The organism is Lysinibacillus mangiferihumi, from assembly GCF_003049665.1.
GTDB classification, from domain to species: domain Bacteria; phylum Bacillota; class Bacilli; order Bacillales_A; family Planococcaceae; genus Lysinibacillus; species Lysinibacillus mangiferihumi.
Genome location: NZ_PYWM01000059.1, coordinates 1 through 9,526, shown reverse-complemented (window position 1 = coordinate 9,526; position 9,526 = coordinate 1). Strand labels below are relative to the sequence as shown.

At 33.5% G+C, this 9,526-nt stretch carries 13 protein-coding genes and 1 pseudogene; 8 read left to right on the top strand and 6 right to left on the bottom strand.

The window, feature by feature from the left end:
- Positions 1-811 precede the first annotated feature (811 nt).
- Positions 812-1,354 carry a hypothetical protein gene (locus C9J37_RS26515; RefSeq protein ID WP_107897791.1) on the top strand — a complete coding sequence of 181 codons (543 nt, stop codon included), beginning with the start codon at positions 812-814 and terminating at the stop codon, positions 1,352-1,354.
- 303 nt (positions 1,355-1,657) lie between these two features.
- Here the strand turns inward: C9J37_RS26515 and C9J37_RS26510 are convergent, their stop codons facing one another.
- The 4 genes from C9J37_RS26510 to C9J37_RS26495 all read right to left on the bottom strand — a co-directional run bounded on the left by C9J37_RS26510 (position 1,658) and on the right by C9J37_RS26495 (position 3,153).
- Positions 1,658-1,924, bottom strand: a complete 267-nt coding sequence (locus tag C9J37_RS26510; protein ID WP_107897790.1) for a type 2 periplasmic-binding domain-containing protein — start codon at positions 1,922-1,924, stop codon at positions 1,658-1,660.
- A gap of 59 nt (positions 1,925-1,983) precedes the next feature.
- Entirely contained in the window at positions 1,984-2,160 is a 177-nt protein-coding gene (locus tag C9J37_RS26505) for a hypothetical protein (protein ID WP_107897789.1), read from the bottom strand.
- A gap of 110 nt (positions 2,161-2,270) precedes the next feature.
- Entirely contained in the window at positions 2,271-2,708 is a 438-nt protein-coding gene (locus C9J37_RS26500; RefSeq protein ID WP_107897788.1) for a DUF3021 domain-containing protein, read from the bottom strand.
- Between the two features lie 4 nt (positions 2,709-2,712).
- Positions 2,713-3,153: a LytTR family DNA-binding domain-containing protein gene (locus C9J37_RS26495; RefSeq protein WP_107897787.1), complete on the bottom strand. Its 441-nt coding sequence runs from the start codon at positions 3,151-3,153 to the stop codon at positions 2,713-2,715.
- 189 nt (positions 3,154-3,342) lie between these two features.
- On the opposite strand from C9J37_RS26495, the gene C9J37_RS26490 reads away from it, so the two are divergent.
- Positions 3,343-3,972, top strand: coding sequence for a CPBP family intramembrane glutamic endopeptidase (locus tag C9J37_RS26490; RefSeq protein ID WP_107897786.1), 630 nt, complete (start codon positions 3,343-3,345; stop codon positions 3,970-3,972).
- A gap of 364 nt (positions 3,973-4,336) precedes the next feature.
- On the opposite strand, the gene C9J37_RS26485 is transcribed toward C9J37_RS26490, so the two are convergent.
- On the bottom strand, positions 4,337-5,026 hold the full coding sequence (locus C9J37_RS26485) for a YfjL-like protein (RefSeq protein WP_107897785.1): 690 nt from the start codon (positions 5,024-5,026) through the stop codon (positions 4,337-4,339).
- A gap of 228 nt (positions 5,027-5,254) precedes the next feature.
- On the opposite strand from C9J37_RS26485, the gene C9J37_RS26480 reads away from it, so the two are divergent.
- The 6 genes and pseudogenes from C9J37_RS26480 (at position 5,255) to C9J37_RS29490 (ending at position 8,592) form a co-directional block, all read left to right on the top strand.
- On the top strand, positions 5,255-5,449 hold the full coding sequence (locus C9J37_RS26480; protein ID WP_107897719.1) for a hypothetical protein: 195 nt from the start codon (positions 5,255-5,257) through the stop codon (positions 5,447-5,449).
- Positions 5,446-5,799, top strand: a complete 354-nt coding sequence (gene tnpB / locus C9J37_RS26475; RefSeq protein WP_107897784.1) for an IS66 family insertion sequence element accessory protein TnpB — start codon at positions 5,446-5,448, stop codon at positions 5,797-5,799. The genes C9J37_RS26480 and tnpB overlap by 4 nt, the downstream gene beginning before the upstream one ends.
- A gap of 38 nt (positions 5,800-5,837) precedes the next feature.
- Positions 5,838-6,618: pseudogene (locus C9J37_RS26470) on the top strand (IS66 family transposase zinc-finger binding domain-containing protein); the annotation flags it as partial.
- A 433-nt stretch (positions 6,619-7,051) separates the two neighbouring features.
- Positions 7,052-7,276: a hypothetical protein gene (locus C9J37_RS26465; protein WP_107897783.1), complete on the top strand. Its 225-nt coding sequence runs from the start codon at positions 7,052-7,054 to the stop codon at positions 7,274-7,276.
- Positions 7,277-7,588: 312 nt separating this feature from the next.
- Positions 7,589-8,467 (top strand): helix-turn-helix transcriptional regulator, encoded by an 879-nt coding sequence (locus C9J37_RS26460; RefSeq protein ID WP_107897782.1) that lies wholly within the window; start codon positions 7,589-7,591, stop codon positions 8,465-8,467.
- The gene (locus C9J37_RS29490) at positions 8,464-8,592 is read left to right on the top strand and encodes a hypothetical protein (protein WP_268808056.1); all 129 of its coding nucleotides are present in this window, start codon (positions 8,464-8,466) and stop codon (positions 8,590-8,592) included. The genes C9J37_RS26460 and C9J37_RS29490 overlap by 4 nt, the downstream gene beginning before the upstream one ends.
- A 729-nt stretch (positions 8,593-9,321) precedes the next feature.
- Here C9J37_RS29490 and C9J37_RS26455 read toward each other — a convergent pair.
- The coding region (locus C9J37_RS26455) for a sulfite exporter TauE/SafE family protein (RefSeq protein WP_153063522.1) at positions 9,322-9,526 on the bottom strand (205 nt) is incomplete at its 5' end.

Here is a 9,526-nt window from a genome sequence, read left to right as displayed (position 1 = left end):
TATAATCTTTGGTTTGAACTCTAAATGAAACAACTTTAAAAATTCGATGAATGGAGCGATGAGGTAGAAGAGTTTGAATTAATGATAAGTAAATGATATGGAACATAATTTTCGATATTGTGTTTTACCTCTTTAATAACAATCTTCAACAATAAAGCACCAATTGTTTGTATTTCTCCTATGGATTTTGAACGCCCAACTCTTATAGTTGCAAAGAATCTACGTGAATTTTTAAGAGTAAATATGACTGATAGTGAATTGTTCTATAACCAGTTTGATAGTGAAGTGAATTATTTCTTAGTTAGAGAACGATGGGCTGACGAGGCTGCTTATCAACCATCTGAAAATGACAAATTAGTACGGGATAGAATCATAAAGTTTTTAATGGAGAATCTCCAGATACCTACTCTCGATAATCCATATCTTTATGTTCAAAACGTCGAACTGGATAGGCAAAGTAACGTAAGCGTCAAAACACAGGATGGACTTGGTATTACTACTCCACTTCTTCAAGGTGAAAGGCATAAACCATTCCAATTCAAAAGCACACATATCCTGATTTGGGGCTGTTCCAGGAATACCTTTATTCCGCACCTGTTGCCTCACGACTTGCGTTATTTAGGGACATTCAGCTCAATTATGTATTGCACAACCACCAAGAACTGCTTGAAATAGTAATCGAGGCAATGATTAATATGAACCTTACCGATAAAACCAAACGGTTAACTGAAGATATTTAAAACAGTCGTCCTGTAACTTACAGTTTGTTTATATTTATCAGATAAATTAGAATTTGAAGAGGAGTGTAACAATGACAAAAATAAAGGAACTTCAAAAAACAACTGTTGGAACAATAGCGATTGATTGGAACTTAGTTGAAGAAAACATTGGCTTTAAATTACATGATAATTTAAAAGACTTTTATTCACGAATATTAGGCAGAAAAAATAAGTCAGGCTACATTTCAGGAATAATAAAATTCAATCGAGCTGAATTTGTAAAGCGATATGTCAACAAAGACAATTGGCTAAACGATGCAAATGGCAATAGTACTTGTGCAGAATTTACGCTTTGTCTGTTAAAGCAAACAGATGACAAATATATATCAGACTTTATTCAAGAGGCATTTTTTGGCGATTGGACAGGCGGAAATGATTTCGGGCATAGGGCATATATCGGTGAAATTCTTATCAACATAGGTCAAGTATCACTTCTTTTGAATAATGATACAGGAGTATTTGAATGGGTAGATTTTAGATATGGGTATTTTGATAAATATTTGGATAATCCATATGGAATTGTGGCTGATAGTACACAAACCAGCAAAGTAATTGATAACTTAACTAATAGATGAATATAAAGAAACCTCACTTAATACCGATACGGAGAACCGTATCGGTATTAAGTTAAATTTTATTAATTCGTTATACAAAAAACGCTCCAAATCAAAGTTAGGTAACCAATCTACACTTTTAGAACATAAAAGTCAGTAGCTTATTTCATTATTATGCTACTGATTTTTTAAGTTGAAATTTCATTAAATTAATCTACTTTTTTCAGTATAACTCCTTCCAACAGTGAATGAAAGTTAAGACGCTTTATACATCCTTGTCAAAAGGCTCTTAAACTCAAAAGGAGAAGTCATTTTTTACAGGTATTATTGAAATTGATTTCGTATATAGATTAAAAACGGTTGTATGTGGTCTTGATTACTTTTATAACTTATATAAATATTTACTTTATAAAGTGAGGCTATGACTCCAATATCTAACACTTTCAATTGTTCTTCTGCAATTTCTGAAGATACCTGAAATTCTGGTAATATTCCTATCCCAATATTTCCTTTAATCAATCTTATTGCAAAAATACTATCTTTCACATGTTTGAATTGCTTAATTCTATATTCTTTCCCTAACCATTCCATAATAGGTACATGTTCATCTAGATAACCAATATATAAAGGATAGGAATCAAATATGTTCTTTAGTTGTTGATTAAATGTAGCGCAACTAATTGTGTATTTGATGAATAATTAAGCTTTGCGGGTTCGCTTAAAATTTGCTCCGAATGTAGCCCTTTTGATTTTGTTCGGTTTAAACTAATCGCTATATCTACTTGTTCATTTTTCAGTAACTCATCTAAATGGTCTGTTTCCTGCATTCTAATTTCAATTAAGGGCCATTTAGTTGAAGATTCTTTGATAGTGATAATTCAAGAGGCTTATTTTGTTGACCAGCCTCTTGAATTATTGAATTTTCTATCAAAGAATATTATTGATTATTACTACTGTCTGTATGCTCAATAATTTTCTTCTTCATTTTTTTTACTTCCGTTTGACTATAAAAATAAAATAACAGCCAAACAAATGCAAAAATTAATACATTAAATAGCAACAATAGGATAGTTTGTTTTATCGAAAATGTAGGAATCCATTTTAAAGAAAAGCCAACAACTATAAAGGTACCTATAGCTATAAAAAAATGACAAGCACTTTGTTGTAAGAATGTTAAACGTTCTATTCTATAGATGTATGAAGGGAGTATACAAGCAATTCCAACAATAATTGACCCTAATACTTGTTGAGGAAAAGTAGCCATAACAGCATCTAAAAACAAATCTCCTTTAATCCAATATCCAATAAGATTAACAATAACAAAAACTGTACATCCCATACTTATACCGAATCCTAAGCTCTTGAAAATGTTCATGTAACTATACCCCCAAACGCTCTTTAAATATTTTTTTATAATTACGAGAAATCACTTCTTTTATTCCTAAAATAAGCTCAATTTCCATTGTTCCATTAAAGGAAGCTTCAATATTTCTGATTTTTTTAGGATTAATTATTGCAGATTTAGAAATCCGGATAAAATCACCACCTAGCTGCTGTTCTAACTCATATAAAGGTTTACTCATAATAAAACGATTACCATCGTCACTATATAGTACTAATTCTTTTCCTTCTGTTCTAATAACAATTACAGTATGAGGTTCAATAATATGTACTTTGTTGTTTGCAGTCCCTGTTAAAATTTGTTCATTTTCTTGTTGTAAGAGTGAGATTGCAGCCTGAATAGCTGGTGTTAATTTGGACACGCAGATTGTTATATAGGGTTCATCGATTTGTGTATCAATTTTTATTTCTATCTTCATCTCTATCACCTCTCCCTAAAAATATAGCATAAATTACGATTCTAATAATGCAGGTTATCTGTAATAAAATGCATTTCACCTAACAATAAAGACATGTTACTCGTAAAGCATTGTTGCTAAACTTTTATGTCGTTATATTTGGCTTTAACAAAAGTAATTTAAAAATATAACCTCAAGGAGGCAGCTAGCATGAACGAGATTACAACGCTAAAAGACCGAATTAAGACGGGATGGATATTAGTAAGCATATCAAGTATGCTTACAATAAGTGTTATTTATTGGTATATAAATAATCCTAAGAGGTTTATTGAGAATGGATTAGGATATTCACCTGAAATGTTACTTAATTTTCCTATGTGGTTTTTCACTTTATTAATTATTATAGGGTATATTTCCTATACAATGATTGCAATACCTTATGTGAAAAGAAATTTATTATCATTTTCTTTGCTTAAATTAATTGGTATATGGGCTGCTATTGTAAGTGGAATAGTAGAAGAAGTTGTATTTAGACATTTGCTCATGGATTATCTATTATCTATTGAATTTTCATATCTTTCACAAGTATTAATCTCAGGAATTACGTTTGGGATTGCTCATGGTGCATGGGTATTATTGCGAGGAGAGATAAAAATTGCACTTCCAGTAATTCTTTCAACTACGATCTTAGGTTGTCTTCTTGCTATGCTCTATATTTATACTGGAAGGAGCACCCTTGCACCAATTATAGCTCATGTTTTAATCAATATGGTAATAGAGCCATGGTTAATGCTATCTGCCGTTTCAGGGAAATGGAAAATAAATAAAAGTTTAAAGTAATAATTGAGGGGGATGTTGAATAATTTCGCCTCGAAATTAACTTTATGGGAAAAAGGCTAGTTAATATACCACCGTTGGCAAATTAGATAGTTTTTCAGAACCTATGTGAGCGTAAGTTTCATCTTCTTTCATCTAGAAGGATCAGCTCTCGTTTTCATTAAAGGACCAAATTATTGATTAACAATCATAGAATACTGGAGATATTGTGAAGTTTTACTTTTAAATAATTGGACAGTTTAGTGGAATAATCGAGGATTGAACTCTGTAATCTACAGGGCTCAATCCTTTTTAGTTTGGTTTTTCGTTTGTGGTTGTAACAACTTACATCTACTTTCTTCTAAATTAGACTAATTAGTAATGTATCTTACAATTTTATGAAATACTTATTAATATCTGAAACGTTACTAATATCTCGAATGTTTACACCTTCAATATTATAAAAACCATCCTCTTTATTTGCTGCTCCTTCTGGGCTGTCAAAGGCTACCATAAGACCAACTGTGTTCGTTTTCTCTTTCAAAAATTGCACTAGAGTGAAAATCTTTTGTTCTACTTCTTCTTTATTAACATCACTATAAGCTACTTTTGCTCTTATAATAATTTGAAGTGCATTATCATTTGAAATGTCCTTATAGGTTGGAATACTTCCTTCCTTAACTTCGTCACTCCCAATACCCCAAACAGTACTTGCCTCCACTTGGTCATAATCAGAGAATATCTCTTTTGCTTTAGGAATTAACTCTTTTTCCATCTCATATAACCATATTTCTTCAGGATAGTAGTCACTAACATTACCCGTTTGGTACTTTTCTGCTGTGAACTGAATATTTTTGTTTTTCTCTGGTTGATATACGCCTCCATATGTACCTAATTTCCAATAATAAGATGACTTTACTAATTTGAATTTTTCATCATATTTCTCTTCTAATTTATTTAAAAGCTCTTGTGAAACAGTATATTTTTTTATTGGGTTACCAAATAAGCTTATAAAAAGGTATAAGCAAACTGCTATGATTGCAACTAAGAATAATCCCAATACTATCTTCTTTTTCATTTTATCCCCCTCTCATTAGTGTAATTTTACACCAATAAAACAAATATACCAAGTGTGTTTTTTTTCTTTGAATCGTTTATTCTGACTTCATTGGAATGCGAGTCTACGAAACAGTAAATAATCGAAACATAACAATGTAGAAGACTGTAAGCCCGTATTCAAATAACGCATATATATGACAGGCACCTCCCGTTACGATAGATATATCAAATAAGGGAGGTGTTTTCTATGCAAACAACTAAACTAACAATTGTCCCAGTGACACTAGACCCTATCATTGACGAATCTTCATTGACAAATTCACCGCAATTTTCTCCTAATCCAAGCTGCGTCATTAAAACAGCGACCGCAGAAATTTCTTTCTACAATGGCGTAGATGAGCATATCATCCAAACTATCCTGAAGGAGTTGAACAAGTTATGAAGCATGATTTTACAAGCGTGCAGAACATCTATATTATTTGCGGCAAGACCGATATGCGTAAAGGTATTGACGGTCTCGCAACGCTCATCCAGGGTTCTTTTAAACTCAATCTATATAGCGATTCTATCTTCTTGTTTTCTGGGTGGAGCAAAGAGCGTTATAAATGTTTGTACTTTGATGGGGATGGATTTGCCATGCTTTATAAACGATTAGACAACGGTAAACTGCAATGGCCAAAAGATGAAAAGGAAGTGCGTAATCTTTCACAACAGGAGCTTCGTTGGTTGTTGGAAGGCTTATCACTTCAGCAACCAAAAGCAATTACGAAATCTGCAAAAGGCATCTTTTAAACCCAGCTATTAAGATGGTATAATAGTCCACAACTATACTGAACGGAAATGTGGTGAATGATTTGGGAAACGTTTCTACAAACGATAAAGTAATCGAATTATTTGAAGAGCAATTAACTTATATGAAAAAGCAAAACGAAGAACTTTCAATTAAATTAGATCAATCATTATCCCAAAACAAGGCACTCGCAGAACAAATTCGCCAATTAACAAAGGCGTTATACGGTTCCAAATCAGAAAAATCAAAGTATCAAGCACCCGATGGGCAAGGGTCTTTGTTTGAAGACGATCCGTCTTTTAAGGATCCTGAGCACACAGAAGAACAAAGCACAGCGACGATTACGTATACCGTTGTCCGTAAATTACATAAGAAAAAACGGAATGATTCTTTTCGTGACGGGATTAAAATAGAAGAAATTCATCATCATCCTGAAAACAAGCAATGTGACTGTTGCCTTGGTCAAATGACCGAAGCTGGTACTACACTCGCACGTGAGGAAGCAAAATTCATTCTGGCTACAATGAAGCGTATTCAACATATTGAACACGCTTATGAGTGTAGGCATTGTAAAAAAGATACTGTTCAAAAAGCGCAGATGAAACGTGGAAAAGCACCGCAAGCTGCCATTCAGCGTAGCATTGCAGGACCTACTGTTTTAGCAAAACTCATCTACGATAAGATTAATAGCCAAATCCATTCTGCATGTGGATGAAAAGTATGCCCAAATCATCAATCGCTCAGATGGTAAATCCGGTCAATCGAATGCCTACAATTGGGTGTTCCGAAGCGTGCCAAGTCAAGGACCAATCATCGTTCTAGTGTTACTCCATCTTTTATTATGGTATTAGGAAATATATGTTTTATTTGTCAATGAATCAGTTATGATTTTTTCTGGAATAGAATATACCCCCACTTATCACATAGGGTTCTAGTATCCCTGCATAACCATTCTGGTTGTATTCTTTAGTTGTAGCACCATCTTTCCACTTGGTATCCGCAGGTATATATTCTCCTGCTATACCCTTCCTACTTGGGCTACCATTTTTTATCAAAATGCCACTATACCCATTCATAGCATATTATTTTTTTCGCTAATATGGTTGTTAAATTTCTAACTATTTTTGTAGATATTCTAACGGAAGAAGAAATTTCAAAAAAACTAGGTATTTCAAAACAAGCTGTCAATAAAGCTAAAAACCATACTTTTCAAAAAATTAGGCAGGAGTATCAAAAAATTGAGGTGATGTGTTGATGCCAATAAATGAATTAAGTGAATTAAGAAGTGTGGCATTCCAACAGGAAGTTCTAAATATGTTGCAGCCTAAAATTAAATCAGTTTTATATCAGACCGGTTTTCAAAATAGGATGGATTTGGAACTGGAAATTTCGTTAATGATCCTTAGGGCTGTTAAAACAAAAGAACTTAGAAAAGTACCTTCGTTCTTAGAACTTATTGAAAGTGAAAAAATTATATAAAAATGCTATGTCAACTCAAAATGTATGGGAATGTATAAAGGGGTCCCGTCAGATTTTTGCGGATTTACAACGTTAAGGAAAGAATTGTTACAAAACGACGCTTTGGTAACGTGTTTTTATTAAAACAAACAAAATTACCTTTCGACACAATAAGAGCATTCCTTTCTATTTTAGTTTGCAAAGAACAGAAAAGTTTTGTGAAGATATCACCACATTTTAATCTCTCCTGTAACCCTTATACTTATAATAGTGCAATAATTATCAAAAATATTCCTTATTCCCCCTATATACTTAATCTTGAGGTGAGCAGTTATGTATAGTGAAATCGTTCAGAAAATCGTGGATACATTAGAGGAGAACTTATTAACAACATGGCAGTTGGAGCATTACGCAACAAAAATTGGCTATTCGAAATTTTATTTGACGCGTCAGTTTAAAAAAGAAACTGGTTTAACGATTGGCGAGTATATTCGAAAAAGACGTCTGGCCGTATCTGCTTTTTTATTGCTTCATACTGATTACACAATCCTTGATATTTCGTTCGAATGTCAATTTCAATCGCAAGAAGCTTTTACACGTGCATTTAAAGAGCTATACAGCATGCCACCCGGTAAATACCGCCATATGATGCGTTCTTTATACACAAAGGAGGAACTGGAAATGACAACAACAAACGAGGTAAAAGGTTGGTTATTAACGGGGACAAACCCATCTGCTTATACAATGAAAGCCGACCACGAAGTATTCCATACAGGCTCAAAATCTGGTTATCTTGGCTCTACACGTCCTGTTGAGGAAGGACAATTTGGTACGATGATGCAAGTATTTTCCGCTAAAAATTGGATTGGTAAGCGCATGAAAATGTCCTGCTTCATCAAAACAAAAGATGCAATGAAATGCGGGGCTTGGTGCCGAATTGATACAATAAATGGTGATTTGTTGCAGTTTGATAATATGGACAATCGTTCTATCCATGGCACAACTGACTGGAATTATTACTCCATTGTGTTAGATGTACCAGAAGAGAGCGCCGCTATTCATTTTGGAGTTTTACTTGCTGGTTCAGGTGAAGCATGGATTGATGGGATCGCCTTTGAGGAAGTGGACGATTCAATACCATCCACTAATATAGCAGGCTATGCTGGTGAATTACCGTTAGAGCCAGTGAATTTAGGGTTTGATGATTTATGATGCTACTCGATATACTATTTGATATCATCATCAACATCTATACATCGTTAGGCTATGGAACAAAGGAACATAAAATTGAGTCAAAGATGAAAAAATCAAATCCGACCATCCACAAGCCTATGTAATCTACATGCAAAACCAAGCCCTATTCGAAACAGATGCAGAGCTAAGTAAAAAGGTTTTGGACTTAGATGTGAAAAACAAAATGGCGGTCAAACACAGTCAATGAGATTTACGCACATTTTGCGGTTGCAGCTTAACAGCGACTCGCCAAATTTATAACGTTAAGAAAAAGTGCCACCAAAGTGGGCGGTTTTATATACATTCAAATTCAAAATAACGTTCCCAAATGAAAGTTTGAAAAGAGACCGAAATCCAAGAAATGCTGTTAAACCAACATTACTTGGATTTTTCTTTGAATATTGTTTATACAGCTTTTTATTCAAATATATAAACAGGGCTACGATAGTACTTTTCAAGATTATGCAGCGTGTGTTGTCTGAATAAAAACCTGTATATTTGACGCTTTAAAACTGTGTTTTTTTATCGTTCCTATACTTCAATTACAGGCCTTTAATTGAATATCGATCTTCAACAATCGGGCGCTTTTCTGAAATAAGGAAAGCGTCTTTCTTCATGAAAGGGCCAGATTGTGGAATAACTCTAAAATGTGAATATTTGGTAATCAATGTTAAAGCGGGGCAGGATAGTTGAAGAATAAGTTGAATAGAATTTTAATTTTTTTATTAGAACCCCAATAAATATTATCTTAAATCAAGGAGGAGGCGTCGATCCAAAAATGTGATGGACGTCTTATTTGTCTGGTTAGAATTGTAGTTCAATTAGAATCATTTTTAAAAATTAAAGTAATCTGCAATCATTTGTACGATTAAAAGAACTGTTACTAATCTAAGAAGTGGTTTTACATGTTCCGTTTTTAATTTACGAGCTAATCTTACTCCGAACTGTGCACCAACAATGGATCCAAGCATTAATGCTATGGTAAGTGGCCAGAAAATTTTACCCGTTGATATGTAAGTGATGGCAGAACCAAAGCAA

What these genes read in the sequence shown, in the direction of transcription:
- C9J37_RS26515 (WP_107897791.1), top strand. Translation starts at nt 812, where the DNA reads ATGACAAAAATAAAGGAACTTCAAAAAACAACTGTTGGAACAATAGCG.
- C9J37_RS26510 (WP_107897790.1), bottom strand. Translation starts at nt 1,924, where the DNA reads ATGGAATGGTTAGGGAAAGAATATAGAATTAAGCAATTCAAACATGTG.
- C9J37_RS26505 (WP_107897789.1), bottom strand. Translation starts at nt 2,160, where the DNA reads ATGCAGGAAACAGACCATTTAGATGAGTTACTGAAAAATGAACAAGTA.
- C9J37_RS26500 (WP_107897788.1), bottom strand. Translation starts at nt 2,708, where the DNA reads ATGAACATTTTCAAGAGCTTAGGATTCGGTATAAGTATGGGATGTACA.
- C9J37_RS26495 (WP_107897787.1), bottom strand. Translation starts at nt 3,153, where the DNA reads ATGAAGATAGAAATAAAAATTGATACACAAATCGATGAACCCTATATA.
- C9J37_RS26490 (WP_107897786.1), top strand. Translation starts at nt 3,343, where the DNA reads ATGAACGAGATTACAACGCTAAAAGACCGAATTAAGACGGGATGGATA.
- C9J37_RS26485 (WP_107897785.1), bottom strand. Translation starts at nt 5,026, where the DNA reads ATGAAAAAGAAGATAGTATTGGGATTATTCTTAGTTGCAATCATAGCA.
- C9J37_RS26480 (WP_107897719.1), top strand. Translation starts at nt 5,255, where the DNA reads ATGCAAACAACTAAACTAACAATTGTCCCAGTGACACTAGACCCTATC.
- tnpB (WP_107897784.1), top strand. Translation starts at nt 5,446, where the DNA reads ATGAAGCATGATTTTACAAGCGTGCAGAACATCTATATTATTTGCGGC.
- C9J37_RS26465 (WP_107897783.1), top strand. Translation starts at nt 7,052, where the DNA reads ATGCCAATAAATGAATTAAGTGAATTAAGAAGTGTGGCATTCCAACAG.
- C9J37_RS26460 (WP_107897782.1), top strand. Translation starts at nt 7,589, where the DNA reads ATGTATAGTGAAATCGTTCAGAAAATCGTGGATACATTAGAGGAGAAC.
- C9J37_RS29490 (WP_268808056.1), top strand. Translation starts at nt 8,464, where the DNA reads ATGATGCTACTCGATATACTATTTGATATCATCATCAACATCTATACA.